This is a genomic window from Alsobacter metallidurans, assembly GCF_014636935.1.
Lineage (GTDB): Bacteria > Pseudomonadota > Alphaproteobacteria > Rhizobiales > Beijerinckiaceae > Alsobacter > Alsobacter metallidurans.
The window spans coordinates 1,670,421-1,692,464 of sequence record NZ_BMES01000001.1 but is presented as its reverse complement, the minus strand read 5'-3'; the positions used below and the strand labels follow the sequence as shown (position 1 = coordinate 1,692,464).

19 protein-coding genes are annotated in these 22,044 nt (G+C 68.3%); 18 read left to right on the top strand and 1 reads right to left on the bottom strand.

Going from position 1 to position 22,044, the window contains the following annotated elements; all coding sequences use genetic code 11:
• Nucleotides 1-35 precede the first annotated feature (35 nt).
• The 18 genes from IEV99_RS07735 to IEV99_RS07650 all read left to right on the top strand — a co-directional run bounded on the left by IEV99_RS07735 (nucleotide 36) and on the right by IEV99_RS07650 (nucleotide 20,133).
• Complete coding sequence (locus IEV99_RS07735; protein WP_188517086.1) at nucleotides 36-1,355, top strand: N-acetyl sugar amidotransferase; 1,320 nt, start codon at nucleotides 36-38, stop codon at nucleotides 1,353-1,355.
• On the top strand, nucleotides 1,345-2,832 hold the full coding sequence (locus IEV99_RS07730) for a hypothetical protein (protein WP_188517085.1): 1,488 nt from the start codon (nucleotides 1,345-1,347) through the stop codon (nucleotides 2,830-2,832). The genes IEV99_RS07735 and IEV99_RS07730 overlap by 11 nt, the downstream gene beginning before the upstream one ends.
• Nucleotides 2,829-3,608 (top strand): imidazole glycerol phosphate synthase subunit HisF, encoded by a 780-nt coding sequence (gene hisF, locus IEV99_RS07725; protein WP_188517084.1) that lies wholly within the window; start codon nucleotides 2,829-2,831, stop codon nucleotides 3,606-3,608. Before IEV99_RS07730 ends, hisF begins: the two co-directional genes overlap by 4 nt.
• Entirely contained in the window at nucleotides 3,605-4,255 is a 651-nt protein-coding gene (hisH, locus tag IEV99_RS07720; protein ID WP_188517083.1) for an imidazole glycerol phosphate synthase subunit HisH, read from the top strand. Before hisF ends, hisH begins: the two co-directional genes overlap by 4 nt.
• A 13-nt stretch (nucleotides 4,256-4,268) precedes the next feature.
• Complete coding sequence (locus tag IEV99_RS07715) at nucleotides 4,269-6,065, top strand: ABC transporter ATP-binding protein (protein ID WP_188517082.1); 1,797 nt, start codon at nucleotides 4,269-4,271, stop codon at nucleotides 6,063-6,065.
• A complete protein-coding gene (locus IEV99_RS07710; RefSeq protein WP_188517081.1) occupies nucleotides 6,058-6,774 on the top strand; it encodes an O-methyltransferase in 717 nt (238 codons plus the stop codon). Before IEV99_RS07715 ends, IEV99_RS07710 begins: the two co-directional genes overlap by 8 nt.
• Nucleotides 6,775-6,779: 5 nt before the next feature.
• Nucleotides 6,780-7,490, top strand: coding sequence for an acylneuraminate cytidylyltransferase family protein (locus tag IEV99_RS07705; RefSeq protein WP_188517080.1), 711 nt, complete (start codon nucleotides 6,780-6,782; stop codon nucleotides 7,488-7,490).
• Nucleotides 7,487-8,437 carry an NAD(P)-dependent oxidoreductase gene (locus IEV99_RS07700; RefSeq protein WP_188517079.1) on the top strand — a complete coding sequence of 317 codons (951 nt, stop codon included), beginning with the start codon at nucleotides 7,487-7,489 and terminating at the stop codon, nucleotides 8,435-8,437. Before IEV99_RS07705 ends, IEV99_RS07700 begins: the two co-directional genes overlap by 4 nt.
• A 68-nt stretch (nucleotides 8,438-8,505) precedes the next feature.
• Nucleotides 8,506-9,945 (top strand): capsular polysaccharide export protein, LipB/KpsS family, encoded by a 1,440-nt coding sequence (locus tag IEV99_RS07695; protein WP_188517078.1) that lies wholly within the window; start codon nucleotides 8,506-8,508, stop codon nucleotides 9,943-9,945.
• Nucleotides 9,911-11,149, top strand: coding sequence for an acyltransferase family protein (locus IEV99_RS07690; RefSeq protein ID WP_308469358.1), 1,239 nt, complete (start codon nucleotides 9,911-9,913; stop codon nucleotides 11,147-11,149). The genes IEV99_RS07695 and IEV99_RS07690 overlap by 35 nt, the downstream gene beginning before the upstream one ends.
• 103 nt (nucleotides 11,150-11,252) lie before the next feature.
• Nucleotides 11,253-12,284 (top strand): N-acetylneuraminate synthase family protein, encoded by a 1,032-nt coding sequence (locus tag IEV99_RS07685; protein WP_188517076.1) that lies wholly within the window; start codon nucleotides 11,253-11,255, stop codon nucleotides 12,282-12,284.
• Between the two features lies 1 nt (nucleotide 12,285).
• Nucleotides 12,286-13,440 (top strand): UDP-N-acetylglucosamine 2-epimerase, encoded by a 1,155-nt coding sequence (gene neuC / locus IEV99_RS07680; RefSeq protein WP_188517075.1) that lies wholly within the window; start codon nucleotides 12,286-12,288, stop codon nucleotides 13,438-13,440.
• 11 nt (nucleotides 13,441-13,451) lie between these two features.
• Nucleotides 13,452-14,339: a class I SAM-dependent methyltransferase gene (locus IEV99_RS07675; protein WP_188517074.1), complete on the top strand. Its 888-nt coding sequence runs from the start codon at nucleotides 13,452-13,454 to the stop codon at nucleotides 14,337-14,339.
• A gap of 24 nt (nucleotides 14,340-14,363) precedes the next feature.
• Complete coding sequence (locus tag IEV99_RS07670; protein ID WP_188517073.1) at nucleotides 14,364-15,374, top strand: N-acetylneuraminate synthase family protein; 1,011 nt, start codon at nucleotides 14,364-14,366, stop codon at nucleotides 15,372-15,374.
• A gap of 339 nt (nucleotides 15,375-15,713) precedes the next feature.
• A complete protein-coding gene (gene neuC, locus IEV99_RS07665) occupies nucleotides 15,714-16,868 on the top strand; it encodes a UDP-N-acetylglucosamine 2-epimerase (protein WP_188517072.1) in 1,155 nt (384 codons plus the stop codon).
• A gap of 27 nt (nucleotides 16,869-16,895) precedes the next feature.
• A complete protein-coding gene (locus IEV99_RS07660) occupies nucleotides 16,896-17,615 on the top strand; it encodes an acylneuraminate cytidylyltransferase family protein (protein WP_188517071.1) in 720 nt (239 codons plus the stop codon).
• Nucleotides 17,612-19,024 carry a CDP-glycerol glycerophosphotransferase family protein gene (locus IEV99_RS07655; protein WP_188517070.1) on the top strand — a complete coding sequence of 471 codons (1,413 nt, stop codon included), beginning with the start codon at nucleotides 17,612-17,614 and terminating at the stop codon, nucleotides 19,022-19,024. The genes IEV99_RS07660 and IEV99_RS07655 overlap by 4 nt, the downstream gene beginning before the upstream one ends.
• Nucleotides 19,021-20,133 carry a glycosyltransferase family 4 protein gene (locus tag IEV99_RS07650; RefSeq protein ID WP_188517069.1) on the top strand — a complete coding sequence of 371 codons (1,113 nt, stop codon included), beginning with the start codon at nucleotides 19,021-19,023 and terminating at the stop codon, nucleotides 20,131-20,133. Before IEV99_RS07655 ends, IEV99_RS07650 begins: the two co-directional genes overlap by 4 nt.
• 172 nt (nucleotides 20,134-20,305) lie before the next feature.
• Here the strand turns inward: IEV99_RS07650 and IEV99_RS07645 are convergent, their stop codons facing one another.
• Nucleotides 20,306-21,754 (bottom strand): porin, encoded by a 1,449-nt coding sequence (locus tag IEV99_RS07645; RefSeq protein WP_188517068.1) that lies wholly within the window; start codon nucleotides 21,752-21,754, stop codon nucleotides 20,306-20,308.
• Nucleotides 21,755-22,044: the final 290 nt, after the last annotated feature.

Here is a 22,044-nt window from a genome sequence, read left to right as displayed (position 1 = left end):
CGCCGCCCGCGCCCCTCGCGAGGCCTACACAGCGCATGACCATCCTGCACAAGCCCCACCCCGTCGAGCTGCTGCCCTTCGCTCCGGGGAACAACGCGCCCGAGACCCGCTACGGCCTGCCGCGTGAAGTCAGCTTCTGCAAGCGCTGCGTGATCTCCAACCAGCGGCCCAACTCGGCCGTGGAGTTCAAGCACACGGCGGCGAGCAAGAAGGCTACGATCCACTTCGACCACGAAGGCGTTTGCGACGCCTGCCGCGTGGCTGAGGAAAAGGCCGACATCGATTGGGAGGAGCGCGAGCGCAATCTCCTGGCGCTGCTCGACAAGCACCGTAGCCGCACCGGTCACTATGATTGCGTGGTGCCGGGCTCGGGCGGCAAGGATTCGTTCTATGCGGCCCATCTGCTGAAGTACAAGTACAACATGAACCCGCTCACGGTGACGTGGGCGCCGCACGTCTACACGGATTGGGGATGGAAGAACTTCCAGGCCTGGATCCACGCCGGGTTCGACAACTATCTCCACACGCCCAACGGCCGCGTGCACCGGCTGCTGACGCGCCTCGCGGTGGAGCGGCTGTTCCACCCGTTCCAGCCCTTTATCCTGGGCCAGAAGCAGCTCGCCGCGAAGATGTCGATCATGACCGGCATCCCGCTGGTGTTCTACGGCGAGAACGAAGCCGAGTACGGCAACCCCAAGCAGGACACCGGCGACGCCAAGCGTTCCTGGGACTACTTCACGGCGCAGTCCGAGGACGAGATCTTCCTTGGCGGCACCTCCCTCACCGAGCTGAAGAACGACTTCGGCCTGCGTCCGGCCGACTTCGAGCCCTACCTGCCCGCCGATCCGGCCAAGCTCGCCAGCACGGGCACCGAGGTGCACTACCTCGGCTACTATGTGAAGTGGCACCCGCAGTCGGCCTATTACTACGCGGTGGAGCATGGCGGCTTCCAGGCCTCGCCGGAGCGCACGCCGGGCACCTACTCCAAGTACAACTCGATCGACGACCGCATCGACGATTTCCACTACTACACGACCTTCATCAAGTTCGGCATCGGCCGCGCCACCTACGACGCCGCGCAGGAGATCCGCTCGGCCGACATCGAGCGCGACGAGGGCGTTGCGCTGGTGCGCCGCTTCGACGGCGAGTTCCCGGAGCGCTTCGCCGAGGAGATCTTCCGCTACTTGTCGATCCCCGAAAGCGAGTTCCCGGTCGCGTCGAGGATGTTCGAGCAGCCGATCCTGGACCGCGCCTATTTCGACCGGCTGGCGGACACTTTCCGGCCGCCTCATCTGTGGGTGCACGAGAACGGCGCGTGGCGCCTGCGCAGCGCGGTCTGGCAGGATGCCCCCTAAGGCCGGGCCTGCGCCCGGACCGGCCGAGGCGCGCCCGCGCATCATCCTGGCGCTCGGCAACGTCACCGAGGTGAACGCGCTGCTGCCCTATGGCGAGCGGCTGGCCGAAACCGCCGACGTGCACGTGCTGTTCGCGTCGCCGCTGGATGCGGCGCTGTTTGGCTCGCGCATCGCCGGGAAGCCCGGCATGCATCTGCTGGACCCCGGCCTCGCCGAGGGCCTGTCGCCCTGGATCGCCGCGCGGGCCGCCGCCCTCGCCCGCCGCATCGGGCCGCTTCGCCGGCCGATCGAAACCGCCGCTGCCAAGCTCGACGCGCTCTGGCGCCATCTCGGAGCCGGGCGGGCGCTGTTGCGGCTCGAGCCGTGGTGCCGGGCCGTGCTGATGCGGTTGCGGCCTGCCGCCATTGTGACGGGGGCCGACAGGGACTTGCGCGCCCGGCTCATGCTGCTGCGCTGCGCGCACGAGTCAGGCGTTCGCATCGTCGTGATTCCGGCCGCGCTGCCGGCCTTCCGGCGCAGCCTCGTCGACTGGCGGCTGCGAGACAGGCGCTTTCGCGTCCCGACCGGCTCCGACCTGGCGGCGCGCCATCCCGCGCACGTGATCGACGGGCCGGACGGCCAGCGCCTCGCTTTCTTCAATCCGTCCGTCTACACGCCCGCCTTGGCCCAAGCCGGCGTGCTGCGGGGCAACCCGTGGGTGCTGGGCGGCATGTGGGGCGACGTGGTGCTCGCGCCAGGGCGCGACATCGCCCGCCAGTTCGTCGCCGAGGGCCTGCCGGCCGAGCGGGTGCGCGTGGTGGGATCGCTGGAGCTCGACCGGCTCGCCGCCGGCCATGCGCGCAGAGCAGAAATCCGGGCCGCGCTGATCCGGGACTTCGCCCAGCCGGGCGCGCCGGGGCCGCTGATCGGCTGGTCTGTGCACCAGCACTTCGAGCATGACCTCCTGCCCGCCGCCGCGTCCGACCGCCTCATGCGCGAGGTTGCGAAGGCGTTGCTATCGTTGGGCGGCGTCGTGGTGGCGTCGTTGCATCCCAAGATGGACCCGGCGCGCTATCGCTGGCTCGCCGAACTGGATCCCCGCCTGCGGATCGCGCCGGACCGGCTCGACGGCTGGCTGGGCGCCTGCGACCTGTTCACGGCGGCCGGCTACTCGTCCACCATCGGCTGGGCGGCGGCGCTCGGCGTGCCGACGGTCGTGTACGACACGCTGCAGTTCCGCGACCCCCTTTTCGACGCACGGCCGGGCGTGCGCATCGCGTATGACGGCGCCGGCTACGCGACGCTGCTGGAAGCCTTCGCGGATCCGCGGGAGCGCGCCGCCTGGACGGCCGCCGCGGCGGCGGATGGCGAGGCGCCGGAGCTGCTGGACGGCCACAGCATGGATCGGGTGGCGTCGGTTGTGTTTGGCCAGCATACCGTCGCGGACGTTGCAGGCGGGTGGACAACCGGCCCGGCTGTTGCAACAACGCCCGCATGAGCACCATCCGGCTGATCCCGCGCCTCGACGTGAAGGCGCCCAACCTGATCAAGGGCGTGCACCTCGAAGGGCTGCGCAAGATCGGCGACCCGAACCTGCGCGCCAAGCGCTACTACGAGGCCGGCGCGGACGAGATCCTCTACATGGACGTGGTCGCGAGCCTCTACGAGCGCAACAGTCTGCTCGACATCGTGGAGCGCACCACCCGCGACGTGTTCGTGCCGATCACGGTCGGGGGCGGCATCCGCTCGGTGGAAGACGCGCGCGCGGCCCTCGGCGCCGGGGCCGACAAGGTGGCGGTGAACACCGCCGCGGTGCGCCGGCCGGAGCTGATATCCGAGATGGCGCGGGTGTTCGGCACGCAATGCGTCGTGCTGTCCATCGAAGCCAAGCGCGATGGCGCGCGCTGGGAAGCCTACACGGACAATGGCCGCGAGCGCACCGGGCTCGACGCCGTGGAATGGGCCCAGCGCGCGCTGACGCTCGGCGTCGGCGAAATCCTGGTCACGTCCGTGGACCAGGAGGGAACCCGCAAGGGTTTTGACCTCGCTTTGCTGGCCGCTATCGGGGCGGTCGCGACCGTCCCGGTGATCGCCTCGGGCGGCATGGGATCGGTGGAGCACGCCGCTGCGGCGGTGCGCGAGGGCCGGGCCGATGCGATCGCGATCGCGGACATGCTCCATTACGACCGGATGACGCTGCCGCAGATCAGGGCGGGCCTGCGTGAGGCGGGCGTGCCGGTGCGCAGCGTCGATTGGGCGGAGAACGCCGCATGAGCGCGACCGTGGCGATCGCCGACTACGGCATCGGCAACCTGATGAGCGCCAGCCGCGCCTTCCAGCACGTGGGCGCGGAAGCCTCGCTTGTGCGCGATCCGGACCAGCTGCGCAAGGCCGACCGGGTGGTGGTGCCGGGCGTCGGCGCCTTCGGCGACTGCGTGCGCGCGCTCACGGCGAGCGGGTTGCGCGAGGCCGTGATGGAGGTGATCGCGGCCGGCCGGCCGGTGCTCGGCATCTGCGTGGGCATGCAGATGCTGTTCGACCACGGCGATGAATTCGGCGGCCATGCGGGGCTGGGCGTGATCCCGGGCCGGGTGAGCCGCATCCCGGACCTGACCCTGGAGGGCGCGCCGTTGAAGATCCCGCATATCGGCTGGACCGCGCTGGAGCCGCCCAGGGAGGCTAACGATCCGGCCTTATGGGAGGAAACCATCCTGCGCTCCACGCCGGTCGGCACACCCATGTATTTCGTCCATTCCTTCACGGTGATCCCGGAAAACTGGCGACATCGGCTGGCGGACGCCCACCATGGCGGGCAGCGCATCGCCGCCGTGGTTCGCAAGGACAACGTCTCGGGCGCGCAGTTTCATCCGGAGAAGAGCGGTCCGGCCGGCCTGCGGCTGATCGCGGATTTCGTGCGGTGAATCAGGACTTTCCATGGCGTTCTTGAAGCGCTTCTATGGCTTCCTGACCACGCGCCAGCGCGTCGGCGTGCTGGCGTTCTTCGTGCTTGCCGTGGTGAGCTCGGTGGTGGAACTCTTCGGCATCGGCCTCGTGGTGCTGCTGCTGCAGTCGTTCGCGCAGGACCGCACGAGCGGGCTTCTGGCCAAGCTGGAGCCGATCGTCGACGTATTCAGGTTTGGCACGCGCTATGACGCCCAGATCAACCTGATCCTTTTTCTGGTCGTCGCCTACACGGTCCGGCTCGGCGTCGCGCTGCTGTACTCGGACGTGCGCACCCGACTGATAGTTAGCGTCCAGCACGCCGCCATGCGGCGCGTGTACCGTGGCGTGATGAGCCTGCCCTATCAGGCCTACGCGACGATCGATTCGGCCGCGGTGTTGACCACGCTTCTGAAAGTCGCGCCGCGAGTCGGCAAGAACCTGCTCAACGCCATCCTGATGGCCGGCGTGGAAGCCACGCTGGTGATCGCGGTTGTGATCGGCCTCGCGCTCCAGGAGCCGGTCACGACGGCCGCGGTCGGGATCGCGATGTTCACGCTCTATGGCGTCGTCCAGATGGTCACCGGCCGCAAGCTGCGCCGCAACGGAATCGCCGAAAACAAGGCCTCGGTGCGCTACCAGCAGCATGTGCTGGATAGCTTCCGCGGCTTCCGGGATATCCGCATTCACGGGCTCAACCGCGAGTTCAATCTGCGCCATAGCCGCCTTCTCGACGAGGAAGCCGAATTGCAGCGCCGCGCGCGGCTGCTCACCGAAACGCCCCGGCTCTATATCGAGACTGGCATCGTTTTTGTCGTGCTGGCGCTCGTGTTGGCGCAGCTGCTGCTGGATGTGCCCCGCGCCGAGTTCGCGAGCCGCATGCTGGTGCTCGCCGTCGCGGTGGCGCGGCTGATGCCGAGCGCCAACCGGCTCGCGAGCGCGTGGTCGAGCGTGCTCCACAACATTGGTTGCGTGCAGGATCTCGAGAACCTCTACCGGCGCTATCCCGTGCCGGATGGCCCGATCCGCCACGCGGAAGGGCCGACCCTGCGAGGGCAGATCGCGCTGGAGAACGTGTCCTTCGCCTACCCGGACGCTCCCACGGTGATCGACAAGGTCTCGATGACCATCCCGCGCCATGCCATGGCAGGGATCATCGGCGGCTCGGGGTCGGGCAAGACCACGCTGCTGGAGATCATCGCGGGCTTGCTGCCGCCCGCAGACGGGGCCTTGATGATCGACGGCGAGGCGCTGTCGGCCGCGGCCGCGCCGGGGTGGCTCGAGCGAGTCGGCTATGTGCCCCAGAGCACCATGGTGTTCGCCGGGTCCATTGAGGACAACATCGTATTCGGCCGGCCGCTGAACCCAGACGCCGTCGCGCGCGCCGTGAAAGCCGCCCAGCTCGAAGGCCTCTTGGCTCGCTTCCCCGAGGGGATCGCAGCGCAGGTCGGCGACGCCGGCGACCGGCTGTCGGGCGGCGAGCGCCAGCGCATCGGCATCGCGCGGGCGTTCTACCACCGCCCGGAAGTGCTAATCCTGGACGAGGCCACCAGCGCGCTCGACGTGAACACCGAGGCGGCCATCTTGGCGTCCCTGGACGCTCTGCGGTCAGAGACCACCATCATCGTCGTCGCCCACAGGCTTTCGGCCGTTGCGAGTTGCGACGTGATCTACTGGCTGGACAACGGACGCGTGCGCGCGCAGGGGGATTACTCTGCGGTTGTGTCCGCCTTCAGCGGGCTCGACGGGGCCGGCGGGCGGGACAGAAGGGAGTTGATTGGGCATGGGTGACTTAGGCTCGCAGGAGGCCAAGGCCCTCGCCGAGGAGTTGCGAATCCGTGCGACTTACCGGCGGCCGGACGTGTGGCTGGCGCATCGTCTCGCCAATCGCTTCGGGCTGGCGGCGCTGCGCTCCCTTCCGGATGGCGGCGAGCGGCTGCGGGCCGCCGTGAAGCAGTCCGGCACCACGCTGCGACCCTACAAGGTCCTGATTTTGTCGCGCCTGCTGCGCAACGCCCGGCCGGGCGTGGTGGTGGAATATGGCGGCGGCGCCTCCACGTTCCTGATTGCAGAGATCCTCGACCAGATCGCTCGCGAGGGCGGCCCGACGCCACGATTCTACTCGCTCGAGCAATCCGAGGATTACGCGCAGCGGATCGAGCAGGCGATGCCGGCGGCCCTGAAACCCTCCTTCGAGCTCATCCGTAGCGCCGTAAAACCAATCGACCTCGCCGGTTATCGGGCCGTCCACTATGTGGAGCGCCCGCCGGTCGACCACATCGACTTCGCGTTCATCGACGGCCCCGCGCCTATTGGGAGCGAGACGCCGTTCAGCGGCGATTTCGTGCTGGAGGTCCAACGCGGCACGCGGGTGGCCCTGGCCGCCACCGATGTGCGCCTGTTCAACGCCCGGTTCTTTCGCGACCTTGTCGGCGACCGGTTCGACGTGCGCGTCAACGTGCATGGCCGCACCGTGCTGTCGACACCCCGCAAAGGCTGACCGGCATGGCCGGCGCGCCCCGCATTCTCACCGTCATCCCGGCCCGGGGCGGTTCCAAGGGACTGCCGGGCAAGAACGTCATGCCGCTGGGCGGCCTGCCTCTGATCGGCTACCCGGCGCGGCTTGCGCAGGCCACGCAGGGGCTGCAGGACGTAATCCTGTCCACCGACGACGCGGCCATCGCGGAGGTCGGCCGCTCGCTTGGGATCGACGTTCCGTTTCTGCGGCCGTCTGATCTCGCCACCGACCAGGCTTCCAGCGTCGCGATGGCGCGGCATGCGATCGACGCGATGGAGCAGCGCATCGGGCAGCCCTATGATGCGCTGCTGCTGTTGCAACCGACCTGCCCCTTTACGACGCCTGCACAGCTGGCCAAGGCGCTCGCGCTCTTCGCGAGCGGACGATATCGTTTTGTCGGCTCCATGGCGGAGGTGGTGGACCAGCACCCGGCCTATCTGCTGGCCCGCGACGACGACGGCGGCGTCAGCCGCGCCTTCCCGGAGATGCAGCGCGAGGGGCCCCGCCAGGAGCTGCAGCGCTTCTTCATGCGCACCGGCAACATCTACCTCACGGCGCGCGACAGCCTGATGTCCGAGGGCCGGTTCATCGTCGATCCGGCGACCTATGTGGAGGTCGACCGCATCTCGGCCGTGAACATCAACGACCGACTGGACTTCCTCGTCGCCGAGGCGGTGGCGGCGGAGCGGGCCCGGTGAACCGGCCCGTTGTCGGCATTCTCGAGCCGGATGCGTTTTCGGCGAAAGCCCGGGCGGCGCTGGAGTCGGCAGGGTTCGAGGTCCGGACCTTTTCGTCCGCCCACCCGCTTGCGGCGTTTCTGCATGAGGTCGATGCCCTGTTTATCCGGCTTGGCCGTTTCATCGACGGTGACCTGCTGCGCCTTGCCCCTCGCCTGCGATGGCTGATCTCGCCAACCACAGGCGTCACCCATATCGACACCGATGCGGCCTCTGCGCGCGGCGTAACGGTGCTGACGCTCGCCGGCAACACGCATCTGATCGAGCACATCACATCCACGCCCGAGCACGCTTTGGGGCTGACGCTGGCGCTGCTGCGCAACTATGGCCGCGCCTTTGTGACGGCGGAGAATCTTCATTGGGATCGTGACAGCGTGCGCGGCCATATGCTGGCCGGCCAATGCGTGGGCCTGATTGGGCACGGGCGCGTCGGCAGGCGGCTGGCGCAGACCTTCTCGGCGCTCGGCTGCAGGGTGTCGCTGCACGATCCCACGCAGATCACGGATGGGCCCGACGCCCGCCGGCTGCCGGACGCCGACGCCGTGATCGCGTCGTCGGACATCGTCATCCTGGCGGCCTCCTATGCGCCCGGCGACCCCGTGATCCTCGACGCCGCGCGGCTTGACGCGCTGGCGGGCAAGTTCCTGGTCAACATCGCGCGCGGCGAGCTAATCGACGAGGCGGCCCTGATCGAGCGGCTTGAGCGCGACTTGTTCGCGGGCGTGGCGCTGGACGTAATTCAGAACGAGAATGCCCCGGCGAACAACCTGCCCAGGCTCGCGGCGCTGACGCAGAATCGCAACCTGCTGCTCACCCCGCATGTTGGCGGCGCGACCTGGCAGGCCATGGCGCTCACGGAGGAGATCATGGCCGACATGTTCGTGGCCGCGTGGCAGGCCGCCACATGAGCATTTTTTGCGTAGCGGTCGATGAGCCGTTCGCGGAAGCGGTCGCATGGCGGCTTCACGAACTTCACTTGCTCGCGGGTTTGTCCAGCTACGACGCCGGCATGCTGCAGGGCCTCTCCCCGCCTCCTCCGGTCGTGGTGGCGCGCCGGCTGTTCCGGGTCGATGACCTGCCGCTTGCTTTCCCAGGCGTGACGCCGGTTCCACCCTCCCGCGCGACCATCCGGGCGCTTGCCGAAGCCGAACGCGGCTTCATGGAGATGTCCGATCGTTTCCTGTTCGCGCCGAAGCCGGTGGGCATGCGCATGCGGCTTTATCACGAGCTCATCGCGTGGCTGGACGGGTTTCTGACCGCCCGGCCGGACATCACGACGCTGTACTTCCCCAGCACGCCGCACCATGGCTGGGACCTCGTGCTTTACCATCTGGCGCGGCTGCGCGGCCGGCTTACGCTCAGCCTGCACCGGACGACGATTGCGGACCGCGTGTACCTGGCGGACGACTTCCGCGAGCCGCCGCGCCCGGCCGCCCTGCCCTCCCTCGCAGACGCACAGGGCGCGCTCGGGCCCGAACTGCTGGCGCAAATCGAGAGCGTCAGCGACTGGGTCCGGCTCTCCATCGCCAAGAACAAGGACGCGCTCGGCGCCGGCCGCTCGGCCAAGGCGATCGTGAAGGCGCTGCGCGATGAGGCATGGTGGCTGAAGAAACGCATCCGGCACGCGCCCGACAGCGCCGACCGCTTCATCAACGCCTTCGCGGGCGAAGGGGCGCTCGGCCCCGCGGAGGTCTGGCGCCGCAAGATGGGCTTCCAGGCGGATATCCGGGCGCTGCGCCGGCGCTACGAAGCGCTGGCGCGGCCGCTCGACCCCGGACGCCCGTACGTCTACTTCGCGCTGCAATACCAGCCGGAGCGGACGAGCCAACCTGAGGGGCTGGAGTTCGCGGACCAGGTCCACGTCGCCCAGTTGCTGGCGCGCGCGCTGCCGGACGACTGGACGCTCGCAATCAAGGAGCATCCGCGCCAGCTCGGGGTAACGCCCCCGGCAATGCATCGACGGCACGCGCGCGGCCCGGCCGACTACGAGGCGCTCGCCGCGCTGCCGAACGTGAGACTTCTGCCGCTGGAGGCGCCGACCGAAGCGCTGATCGACGGGGCACGCGCCTGCGCGACGCTTACTGGCACAGTGGGCTGGGAAGCCCTGCTGCAGGGCGTTCCGGCGCTCGTGTTCGGCGCCGCGTGGTATGGCTGCTGCACTGCGGTGGCGCAGGTCGGTTCCGTGGAGGACATCCGCGCCGCGCTGGCGAGCTTCGAAGGGCGCGGGCGCGACGAGATCCGCGCCGACATGATCCGTTTCGTGGCCGGGCTCCTCCCCGACCTCATCGTCAGCAGCAACGACCACCGCTTCGCGACCAAATCGTCCATTGCGTATGAGCGGCTGGTGGCGACGCTGGCCGACGCGATAGCCGCGCGGGCGAATGAGGCGGGCGCAAGCGGCGCGGCCGTGGTTTGAACATCTAAATTGGTTGCGTCCCTATCATCCTGACAATCCAAGCGTGTATACGCGATGGATGCCTTCGCCCCACTTGGCCCTTAAAGACCTGGGCGTCTCCCTGTTTGCCTCACGCAGCCCCCCCGGGCGGGACGCGAAGCCGACGAACGCGGCCGCGCAGCCGGCATGCTACCGCGCCTTTGGGGCCTTCAGGCTTTTTCTGGCGCTGCTGGTGGTCCTCAGCCACAGCCGCGACCTCGGCAGTGCTGGGGCCATCGCGGCGCTGAAGCCCTGGGGGCTGGGCAACATCGCGGTGCTGGGCTTCTTCATGCTCTCCGGCTTCATCATCGCGGAGGCGCTGGAGCGGTTCTACGCCGGCCGGACAGGGCCATTTCTGGCGAACCGGTTCCTGCGGCTGTTCCCGCCCTATCTGGCGGCCCTCGCGCTGTCGGTGGCGATCCATCTCGCCTTGGCCGGGCATGGCCCCGTGCTGACCTTCGACTACGACGCGCTGCCCGCGAACCTGTTCGGGCCCGGGAACCTGCTGTCCAACCTCATCCTGGTCTTCGTCTGGTACGGGCTCGATACGCTTCACCTCGCGCCGGTCTATCCGTTCGTCCGGTACGTGTGGGCGGTGAGCGTGGAGTGGCTGTTCTACGTGCTGATTGCGGTGGTGTTCGTTCCGGCGCTGGAGAGCATGCGGCGGCCGGTTATCGTGTTCGCGGCCGCGCTCGCGGTCGGCTATCTCTACCGCTACACGCGGGTGTCGTGGTTCTACCCGCTGACCTTCGCGCCCTACTTCGTGGCGGGCGTCTGCCTCTATCACGCCGTGCAGTGGCGCGACCGGGCGGCGCTGATCGGGGCCGGGGTCGCGTTGGCGCTGTGCTACCATCATTATTACGGCTATGCGGATCGCACCCGCGAGGCGCTGATCGGCGGCGTCCTGGTGGTCGCCATCGCGCCCGCCCTCGCGGGCCTCGCCCGGCTTCACCTCAGCGCAGGCTGGCGCAAGGTCGACCGGTTTCTTGGCGACCTCTCCTACCCGGTCTACCTGAACCACTACGTCGTCACGATCGCGCTGCTGAACCTCACCACGGGGAGGAGCGTCAGCATGATCGCGCTGTCGCTGACGCTCTCCACGCTGGCCTCGCTCGCGCTCGCGCTGCTGGTGGAGCCGCTGACCCGACAGGTCCGCAATCGTTTCCGGGGAACCGCCATCAGCTGAGGGCTTGGCGGGCACACGGCTTGAAACGCACGCTGATCCCCCGTAGCAATGCGCCACTCTCATTCCGCGCCCGAGTGGCCCCTACACACGCAGGAGCAGCCTCGTGACCACCCGCTGGCCCGTCGGCCAAGGCAAGCGCCTCATCATCGGCGAAGTGGGCCTCGCCCACGAGGGCAGCCTCGGCTCGGCCCAGAGTTTCATCGACCTCATCGCGGATGCGGGCTGCGACGCCGTGAAGTTTCAGACGCACATCGCCGAAGCCGAGAGCACGCCGGAGGAGAAGTTCCGGGTGCCGCTCTCCGGGCAGGACGGAACGCGTTACGACTACTGGACGCGCACCGCCTTCACGGAAGCGCAGTGGCGCTCGCTGGTGGAGCGCACGCACGCCAAGGGCATCGCGTTCATCAGCTCGCCCTTTTCGGAGGAGGCCGTCGACCTGCTGGCCCGCGTCGGCGCGGATGCGCTGAAGATCGCGTCCGGCGAAGTCTCCAACCTGCCGCTGCTGGAGCGCGCCGCCGCCACCGGGCTGCCCGTGATCCTGTCGTCAGGCATGTCGCCGCAGGCCGAGCTCGACCGCGCCGTGAACGTGCTGAAAAGCGGCGGCGCGGCGGTGTCGATCCTCCAGTGCACCTCCGCCTACCCGTGCCCGCCCGAGAAGCTCGGCCTCAACGTGCTGGCCGAGATGCGGGAGCGCTACGGCGTGCCGGTGGGCCTTTCGGATCACTCCGGCGACATCTTCGCCGGGCTGGCGGCCGTGACGCTGGGCGCCGACGTGCTGGAGGTGCATGTGTGCTTCTCCAAGGACATGTACGGCCCGGACGTGAAGGCCTCCCTGACGCGCGAGCAGCTGCACGACCTCGTGCGCGGCGTCGCCTTTATCGACCGCGCCCTGAGCAACCCGGTGAACAAGGACGACCAGGCGCAAGCGCTCGATCCGCTGCGCAAGCTCTTCACCAAGAGCGTGGTCGCCGGGCGCGAGTTGCCCGCCGGGGCCGTGCTGGACCGAGCAGCGCTGGCCTTCAAGAAGCCGGGGATCGGCATCCCGGTGTCCGACTACGAGCGCCTTCTCGGGAAGCGGCTGGCGCGCCCCGTCCCGAAGGATCATTTCTTCGCCGACGGCGACTTCGACCATTGAGGTGAGCACTGTGCGCAAGATCTGCGTGGTCGTCGCCAGCCGGGCCAATTATGGCCGGGTCAAATATCTCATGAAGGCCGTCCAGCAGCGGCCGGACCTCGAGCTCCAGCTCATCGTCTCGGCGTCGACGCTGCTGTATCGCTTCGGCCGCGCCGTGGACGTGATCAAGGCGGATGGATTCAAGCCGAACCGGTCGCTGTTCTACATTCTTGAGGGCGAGAACCTCGTCACCCAGGCGAAGTCCACGGGCGCAGGCATCTCCGAACTGGCGACCGCCTTTGACGACCTGCAGCCCGACATCGTGGTGAGCGTCGCCGACCGGTTCGAGACCATGGCGACTGCCATCGCGGCGACCTACATGAACGTGCCGCTGGCCCACATCCAGGGCGGCGAAATCTCGGGCAACATCGACGACCGGGTGCGCCACGCCATCACCAAGCTGGCCGACCTCCATTTCCCCTCCAGCGAGCAGTCGCGCGAACGCGTGATCCGCATGGGCGAGGACGCGGCCTACGTGTTCAATGTCGGCTGCCCGTCCGTCGACGTGCTGGTGAACCAGGACCTGCGCATCGACAACGAGATCATGGCCAGCTACGGCGGCACCGGTGTGGGCATCGACTGGACGAAACCCTACGTGCTGCTGGTCCAGCACCCGGTGACGACCTCCTACGGCCAGGGCTTCGCGCAGATCAACGAGAGCCTGGCGGCGGCGGTGGAGATCGGCCTCCCGACCGTGGTGCTGTGGCCCAACATCGACGCCGGCACGGACGACGTCGCCAAGGGCATCCGCGTGTTCCGCGAGCGCAATCCCACGCTGCCCTTCCACTTCTTCCGGAACTTCTCGCCGGAGGATTACGGCCGCGTTCTCGCCAATGCGGCCTGTCTGATCGGCAACTCGTCCTCGTTCATCCGCGAAGGCGCCTTTCTCGGCGTTCCGGCCGTGATCGTGGGCGATCGGCAGATGGGCCGCGAGCACGGCCGCAATGTCACCTTCGCGCCCTACGAGCAGGCCGCCATCGCGGAGGCCGGCCGTCGACAGATCGCGGCAAAGCGCTATGACAGCGACCCCATCTTCGGGCGCGGCGACGCCGGGCCGCGCATGGCCGAGATCCTCGCCAGCATCGAGCTGCCGGCGATCAAGCGCATGACCTACTGAGGAGCAGCCGCGTGACCGCAGAGGCAGGCGATTTCAAGTTCGGCTCCGTCGGCGCCTTCGACGATAGCTGGAAGGCGCTTCCGGCCAGCGAGCGCTACCATTTCGCGGCCGGCGAGCCGGCGCACCAGGTTCAGTTCGCCTTCCAGAACCATTGGCGCGTGTTCCAGAAGGTGATGGGCCACACGACCGGCGGACGGGCCATTGAACTCGGCTGCGGCCGAGGCAGCATGGCGGCTTTTTTCGCCAAGGCGGGCTTCGAGACCCACCTGCTCGACACCTCGGCGTCGGCGCTGGACTGCGCGCGGCGCAACTTCGAGGCGGACGGGCTCACCGGGCACTACCATCAGGCCGACGCGCTCGCGACGCCCTTTCCGGACAACCAATTCGACGTGGCGGTGTCGATCGGCCTGCTCGAACATTTCGAGGACATCGCGCCGCCGCTCGAGGAACAGATCCGCATTCTCAAGCCGGGCGGCGTGTTCCTGGGCTACGTGGTGCCGGAGCGGCCCGTGAGCGTGCAAACCGTGGGTGCGCCGCTCAATGCCGCGCTGCGGCTGTGGGACCGCTACACCTCGAGCGAGACGCGTCCGGCTGCGCCGCCCAAGCAGGAGCTCTACCGCAACACCTTCAACAGCACGGCCTATCTCGACGTGCTCGACCGGCTGGCGGTTAAAAACCGTGGCGCATTCGGGATGTTTCCGGTGCCGCTGGTTTCGCATTCCTGGAAATTTCCGTTCACGGCCATGAGCCCGGCCGCCGAAAAGCGTTTGATGGCGACGTGGCGGACGCTCCTGGCCGCGCGGCCCGGCAAGGACGCGGCTTCGCCCGATCCGCTGCGCGATCCCTGGACCTGCGCCGAGCCGTGGGGCCTCGCCTTCCTGGTCTGGGCCCGCAAGTAACCGCAACACCGAACGGAGCCGCCCGTGAGCGACGTCTTCATCATCGCCGAAGTGGGCTCCGTGCATGACGGGTCCTTCGGCAACGCCGGCAAGCTGATCGACCTCGCGGCCGATCTCGGCGCGAGCTGCATCAAGTTCCAGACCCATATCGCGGCGGCGGAGACCACCCGCAACGCGCCGATGCCGCCCTACTTCAAGGGCGAGCCGCGCTTCGAATATTTCGAGCGCACGGGTTTTCGGCTCGAACAGTGGAGCCTTCTGAAGGCGAAGGCGGACGAGCGCGGGCTGGAGTTCCTGTCCTCGCCGTTCTCGGTGGAGGCTGTGGAGCTCCTGGAGCGCATCGGGGTCAGCCGCTACAAGATCCCGTCCGGCGAGGTGACCAACATCCCGATGCTGGAGGTCGTGGCGCAGACCGGAAAGCCGGTGCTCCTGTCTTCGGGCATGAGCGACTGGCGCGAGATGGACCGGGCGGTCGAGACAATCCTGAAGCGCCACGACAAGCTCACGCCGATGCAGTGCACCTCGGCCTACCCAACCGCCAACGACCGCGTCGGCCTGAACGTTCTAGGCGAAATGCAGGCGCGCTGGGGCATGCCGGTCGGCTACTCGGACCACACGCTCGACAACCACGCGATCTTCGCCGCCGTCGCGCTGGGCGCTGTGGCGGTAGAGAAGCACCTCACCTTCAGCCGGGCGATGTACGGCTCCGATGCGCCACACTCGGCCGAGCCGCCGCAGTTCGCGGACCTGGTGAAGGGCGTGCGGGCGATCTCGGAAATGCTCGCCTCGCGGGTGGAGAAGAACGACCTCGATCCCTACCGGTCGATGAAGCAGATCTTCGAGAAGAGCGTGGTGGCGCGCGTCGACATCGCGGCCGGTGCGACGATCACTGCCGAGATGGTCACGGTGAAGAAACCCGGAGACGGCATCCCGGCGGCGCGCCTCGGCGATGTGATCGGCCGCCGCGCCCGCGGCCCCATCGCGGCCGACACGCTGCTTCGGCCCGACGACATGGAGCCGGCGCTTCCAGGCTGAACGCCCCCCTCCAGCCTCGCGAGAAGCGAAGCGACGAGCACCCTCCCCTTGAGGGGGAGGGTCGACGGGCGAAGCCCGGCGGGGTGGGGTGTCGCCGGGGCCGTGCGCACCGTCGCCGAACTGGCGAACGCCCAGCACCCCACCCCGCCGCTGCGTGGCGACCCTCCCCCTTAAGGGAGCGGGCGTTCTGCGCCGTTCAGCCGTTGCGGACTCCAGGGTTCTCCCGATCTCGACACCCGCACGCTGGGGTGGTACTCCCGCCCACGCTGCGGATCGCCGTTCGGCTGAGCCGCCGTGTCCTTGTCGCGCGCAGCCGGGCTGCCGCATGGGAGCGCTTCCTTGCCCAAGAGAAAAATCTGCGTGGTCGTCGGATCGCGCGCGAACTACTCCTCCATCAAGGCCGTGATGCGGGCCGTACAGGCTCATCCGGACCTCGAGCTGCAGCTGGTAGCCGGCGCATCCGCGCTGCTGGACCGCTACGGCGCCGTCGTCGACATCATGGAGCGCGACGGCTTCAAGGCCGCGGCCAGGATTTTCATGCTGGTGGAAGGCGAGACGCCCGTCACCATGGCGAAGTCCACGGGGCTCGGGTTGATCGAGCTGCCGACCGTGTTCGAGGCGCTGAAGCCCGACGTGGTGCTCACGGTCGGCGACCGCTTCGAGACCATGGCGACCACGCTTGCGGCCGCCTACATGAACATCCCGCTCGCCCATACGATGGGCGGCGAGGTGTCGGGCAACATCGACGAAAACATCCGGCACGCGATCACCAAGTTCGCCAACATCCATTTCCCGGCCTCCGAGGACGCGCGCCAGCGCATCATCAAGCTCGGGGAGCGGCCCGAGATCGTCCACAACGTGGGCTGCCCGCGCATGGACATCGTCGCCGAGATCCTGCAGCAGGACCCCGAGGTGGATCATTATCTCGGGGGCGAAGGTGTGGGCGTCAGCATCCGCTCGCGCGAACCCTTCGTGCTGGTGTCGCAGCACCCCGTAACCGGCGAGTACGGATCCGGCGAAGCGCAGATCAGCGCCACCCTGGCGGCCGTGCGCGAGACCGGGCTGCCGGCTGTGGTGCTCTGGCCGAATTCAGATGCAGGCTCCGAGGACGTGTCGCGCGGCATCCGCAAATACCGCGAGCGCAACCCGGACGCGCCCTTCCGCTACGTCAAGAACCTCCCGCCCGAGGTCTACATCCCGCTGATGGCGCGGACGTCCTGCCTGGTCGGCAACTCGTCGAGCGCCATCCGTGAAGGCGCGTTCATCGGCACGCCGGCCGTGAATGTCGGCTCGCGACAGACCGACCGCGAGCGCGGGCGCAACGTGATCGATTCGGGGTACGAGAAGGACGAGATCCTGCACGCCGTCCGCGACCGCATCAGCCACGGGCGTTTCGCGTTCGAGCCGATCTACGGCGACGGGACGGCCGGTCCGAAGGTTGCGGACCTGCTCGCCACCGAGACGATTGGCACCAACAAGGTGATCACCTACTAAGGCGCGATACCGGCCAAGAGGAGCCCCATGCGCGTTCTGGCGCTCATTCCAGCCCGCGGCGGCTCCAAGGGGTTTCCGGGCAAGAACCTGGCCCTGATGGCCGGCCGTCCACTGCTGGACTGGACGATCCAGGCTGCGCTGGCGTGCCCGGCTGTGAGCCGCACGGTGCTTTCCACCGATGACGCCGCCATCGCGGAAGCCGGGAGGCTCGCCGGGGCCGAGACGCCCTTCCTGCGGCCCGCCGCGCTGGCCGAGGACGCGACGCCGGCGCTCCCGGTGATCGTTCACGCGATCGAGACGTTGGCGGCTGAGGGCGACGTCTTCGACGCCGTCGCTTACCTCCAGCCCACCTCCCCGCTTCGGGCCGCCGCTGACATCGCGCGGGCGATCGCGCTCATGACGCAGACCGGCGCCGACACGATCGTGTCGGTCGTGCCGGTCCCCCACCCGTTCTCGCCGACCTCGCTGATGCAGGAAACCAGCGACGGACGCCTGGAGTTCTGCGCGCCGCCCGAAGCGCGCAGGTTCCGCCGGCAGGACAAGGAGCGGCTGTTCGCCCGCAACGGGCCCGCCATCCTGCTTTCCCGGACGGCGACCCTGATGGGCGGCGAACTTTACGGCCCGCACATCCGCGCGCTGCCCATGCATGCGTTTCGGTCGATCGACATCGACACCGCCGAGGACCTGATGCTGGCCGAGGCCGTGTTCCCGCTCGCGGCCGCGACGCTGGCCGGGGAGCGCGCATGAGCCCGCCGGCGACCATTCTGGTTCTTTCGCCCTTCGACATGATCACGCGCAACATGGTGGCGACCGACGTGGCGCGTCGGCTGGCCGAGGAGCCGGGCCTGCGCACCATCCTGGCGACCCGCAACGACGGGGACGCGGCGCGGCTCGCCGCCCTCGGGCAGCAGATCACGCATGAGCCAATGGTGCGCTTCCTGCGCGCGCCGCGAAATTGGCGCGAGCGCGCCGCCGAAGCGCTGCTGACGGCCGGCTACGGCCTGCATCTCGTGCTCACGCACCGGTTCAATGCGGTGCGCGGCTTCAAGGGCCACCAGGACCGGCTCGCGCAGTCCTGGGCGATGCGCAAGCCCGCCTTGCGCGAGGGGCTGCCGGTGCTGCGGTTCCTCGACAAGCCGTTCCCGCGCTCACGCGGTCTGCTGGAAGGGCTCGGCCGGCTCTACTGGGCAGGCTGGCAGCGGCACCCGCGCGCGGTGGAGCTTTTCGACCGAGAGACGCCCAACATGGTGGTGCTGGCGCATTGCCAGAACCATTTCGTCGCCCCTTACGTGCTGGAAGCCATGCGCCGCGGCGTGCCCATCCTGGGCGTGAACGGCAGTTGGGACCAGCCCACCACCAAGGGGCCGCTGGTCCCAGGCATCCGCCGCATGCTCGCGCAAAGCCGCAACGTCGTGCGCGACCTCACTGAGCATCATGGCTTTTCGGCCGACGACTGCGTCGTCGTCGGCTGGCCGCAGATGGACGTCTACGCACGGCCTGACGCACTGCTCGAGCGCGACGCGTTTCTGCGGCAGGTCGGCCTGCCCCCCGGGCGGCGTTATATCCTGGTTGGCGCCTACACGGAGAGGCTCGGCCCGCACGAGCCCGCCATGTGCCGCTGGATCGCCGACGCCAATGCGCGCGGGATGTTTGGGCCGGACGTGACGCTGTGGATTCGCTGCCACCCCAACGAGACCCAGGCGGCTGAGCGGTTCGGCGATCTGGAGAAGCGACCCGACGTCGTGGTGGAGAAGCCCGGCATGGGCGACCTCGCCGGCCTCGCCAACCTCGTGCGGCACGCCGCCTGCGTGGTGTCCTCCGCCGGCACCATCTCGCTGGACGCGGTCGCGCTCGACACCCCCGCCATCGCGGTGGCGTTCGAGGACGTGAGCCTGCCCTTCCACGACCGGCCTTCCCGGCGCTACGACATGGAGCATTACGCGGCCGTGATGGCCACCGGCGGCGTCCGCAAGGTGACGAGCATCGACGAACTTGGCGCAGCGATTGCTGCCTATCTGGCGGATCCCGCCCGCGACGCCGCCGAGCGCGCGCTGCTGCGCGCCGAGCATCTCGAGCCGCTGGACGGCCGCTCGGCCGAGCGCACCGTCGCCGAGATCGTGCGCGCCCTGCGCGATTTCGGCGGAGCCGCTGCGTGAGCGCGCCGCGCGTCCTGTTCACCTACTGGGGTCGGCGCGGGCCGATCTCCAACCTTGCCCTCGAGCTCGGGCGGGCGGCGCAAAGGTCCCCCGGCATCGACGCCTATGTGAGCGTGTCTCGCCAGAACGAGATCTTCGACCGGTTCAAACAGCTTGGGCCGCGGCTCCAGCCCGCCGAGACGTTCGGGCGCGGCGCCGGGGCCGCGGCTCTGTGGCGGGCGTTCGCGATCCGCCAGCAACTTGCAGCCCTGGTTCAACGCGAGAGGATCGACGCCGTCTTCGAGCTGATGCCCCATGTCTGGTCGCCGCTCGCGATGCCGGCGGTGCGCCGTGCGGGCGCGCGCTACATCACGGTGGTGCACGACGCGCAGGCGCATCCCGGCGATCCGACCAGCGCGGCGAACGTCATCATGAACCTCTGCGTGCCGCTGGCCGATCATGTGGTCACGCTGAGCCAGGCCGTTGCGAAACGCCTGATCGACGCAGGCCGGGCGCCGGCGGCCAAGATCACGACGCTGTTTCATCCCGACCTGACGCTCGTGAGCGAACCCGCTGTCCGGGCGCGGCGCCCAGGCGCACCAGTGCGGCTGCTCTTTCTCGGGCGCATCCTGCCCTACAAGGGCCTGCCGTTGTTTCTTGACGCCGTCGAGGCGCTGAGGCGTCGCGGGGAAGCAGTGGAATTCGGCGTGTTCGGCGAGGGTTCTGTAGGCGCGGAGGCGACGCGCATCGAGCGGCTTGGCGGCGAACTGGTAAACCGTTGGCTCGGCGACGACGAGATCGCCGCCATCTTGCCGCGCTTCGACGCCGTGATGCTGTCGCACACCGAAGCAAGCCAATCCGGCGTAGCCGCGGTGGCGTTCGGGGCCGGGTTGCCGATTGTCACGACGCCCGTCGGTGGCCTCACCGAGCAGGTGCAGGACGGGGCCACAGGCATTGTGGCCGCGCGGGTCGACGGGGAGGCGCTTGCGGACGCGACGCAGCGCCTTTTCTCCGAGGGCTCCTACGACGCGATCACGACCCGCATTCGCATCGGCTCGGGCGAGCGATCGGTTGAGCGCTTCCTGCGCGAGGTCGCCGTCCTGGCGCAGCGCGAACCTGCCGCAGCCTGACCGGACCCGCGGGTCAAAATCAGCTCCGCCAGAACGACACTGCCGCAGCCGGCGTGTCTCATGCACGCGCGGTGGATCTCCGCCATTCTCGACGGGGCGCGCTCGTCGTACGGCTCAAACGAAAAGACCCCGGCGCGAACGCCGGGGTCCCAGACCAGTCCTGGAGGACGGATCAGAAGTCGCGCTGGATCTTCAGGCGGGTGTTCCACACCGAGTCGTTCTTGACCGAACGAGCGATCGGGTCAGAACCAACGAAGGTCTGGCTCAGGCCGTTGCTGACGTTGGCGTGGATGTAGTTGACCTCGGCGCCGATGTCGAGATCCTTGATCGGCGACCAGGTCACGTTGGTGCCCAGGGTCCAGTAGGTCAGGTCGCGAGCGCGGTTCGAGAACGCGGTCCCGGCGCCGACGCCAGCGGCGGTGCCGAAGGCGGCGTAGGTCGAGCCCGGAGCATCGCTCTTGATGTACGAAGCCATGAACGCCTGACGGATGGTCGGGGTCCAGTAGTGCAGCATGGCGGCCGTGAGGCCCCAGACAGCCGGCTTCTCGATGTCGTAGGTGGCGATGCCGTTAATCGCGCCGGTGCCCACGAGGTAAGCGTCAGGGATGATCGCGCCCGTGCCGCCGAAGTTCCACGCCGTCTTGCCGAGACCGAAGGGGTTCGACAGGATGTAGGACGGAGCGCCCTTGGTGTACGTGCCCTGCAGGTACAGGGTGTCGCCGGGGGCGAGCATCGGCAGGTTGATCTTGGTGCCGAGGTTCACAGCCCAGCCGTACTCCGAGTCAGGAGCATTGGCCGAAGGGGTAAGGCCACCGAAAGCGGCGTAGTTACCGACGCGGATCTGGTGAAGCGCGCCCGAGAGCTGCACCGAGCCCCAAGCCTGGTCGACGCGGAGGTTCGCGACAACATCCGGGATCGAGTCGCCGGTATACGCGTAGGTGCCGACCAGCGTGCCGCCCGGGAGCAGCGCGTTGCCGGTGTTCAGGCCCGAGCGACGCTCCTGCGCGTCTTCGAGCGACAGGGTGGCCGAGAAGCCGCCGCCGAACGAAGCCGTGTAGGCGAGGAGGTTGGTGGTCAGCGACGAACCAGCGGTCGTGCCGACGTATTCGAGGTCGCCGCCGTAGAAGTCGAAGAACGACTGCGTACGACCAGCGGTCAGGCCGCCGAACTGAACGAAGGCGCGGTTGAGGTCAACCTGGGTCTGAGCCTGGCCGGCGTAATCAACGCCCGTGCCCGTGAAGGCGGTGCCGACGCGGATGGCCGAACCAGAGTAGATCTGGCCGATACGACGCGAGATGTCGTAGCGAACGTAGGCGCGGAGCAGGCCGTATTCGGTGGCCGTGCGGGCGTCGACGTAGATACGGCCGGTCGTGCGCGAGCCGGTCGTGGCGTCGTTGCGGGCGAAGGGCTCGCCGTACTGGTACTCGAAGCGAGCGCGGCCACCGATGCGAATGCAGGTGTCGGTGCCCGGGATGTAGAAGAAGCCAGCTCCGAAGGTCGAGCAAACGCGAACGTACTCGACCGGCGCGGCCTTCTTGGACGGCAGATCGGCAGCCTGAGCGCCGGACACGGTGGCGATGCCCGCCGCCGTGGCCATCAGCAGCCTCGTCTTGATGTTCATTTTCAGCTCCTTGGCTTCCACCCTGTACGGGTACGCCGTGATCGAAGGTCTATCGGCGAAACCACACGCAGAGCGGAGGTCTCGATTTTTTTGGCCAGCATTTGGCAAGATCTAGACTTGCCGAGCGCCGCTCCAGGTTCGTGCTCAGAGAGGAAGCCCCCCTCTCGGTCGAGCGAGTCGGAAAGTAGCACGACCTATGGTTGCAACAACTCCAAACCCAATCTAACGCGGGTTTCTCCCTGCGATTGGAAGTCGTTGTTGCATTTCTGCATCGAACGCAGCAGGGCCGG

Bases quoted from the DNA above. Each gene is read 5' to 3' on its own strand.
- IEV99_RS07735 (WP_188517086.1), top strand. From the start codon at position 36: ATGACCATCCTGCACAAGCCCCACCCCGTCGAGCTGCTGCCCTTCGCT.
- IEV99_RS07730 (WP_188517085.1), top strand. From the start codon at position 1,345: ATGCCCCCTAAGGCCGGGCCTGCGCCCGGACCGGCCGAGGCGCGCCCG.
- hisF (WP_188517084.1), top strand. From the start codon at position 2,829: ATGAGCACCATCCGGCTGATCCCGCGCCTCGACGTGAAGGCGCCCAAC.
- hisH (WP_188517083.1), top strand. From the start codon at position 3,605: ATGAGCGCGACCGTGGCGATCGCCGACTACGGCATCGGCAACCTGATG.
- IEV99_RS07715 (WP_188517082.1), top strand. From the start codon at position 4,269: ATGGCGTTCTTGAAGCGCTTCTATGGCTTCCTGACCACGCGCCAGCGC.
- IEV99_RS07710 (WP_188517081.1), top strand. From the start codon at position 6,058: ATGGGTGACTTAGGCTCGCAGGAGGCCAAGGCCCTCGCCGAGGAGTTG.
- IEV99_RS07705 (WP_188517080.1), top strand. From the start codon at position 6,780: ATGGCCGGCGCGCCCCGCATTCTCACCGTCATCCCGGCCCGGGGCGGT.
- IEV99_RS07690 (WP_308469358.1), top strand. From the start codon at position 9,911: ATGAGGCGGGCGCAAGCGGCGCGGCCGTGGTTTGAACATCTAAATTGG.
- IEV99_RS07660 (WP_188517071.1), top strand. From the start codon at position 16,896: ATGCGCGTTCTGGCGCTCATTCCAGCCCGCGGCGGCTCCAAGGGGTTT.
- IEV99_RS07655 (WP_188517070.1), top strand. From the start codon at position 17,612: ATGAGCCCGCCGGCGACCATTCTGGTTCTTTCGCCCTTCGACATGATC.
- IEV99_RS07645 (WP_188517068.1), bottom strand. From the start codon at position 21,754: ATGAACATCAAGACGAGGCTGCTGATGGCCACGGCGGCGGGCATCGCC.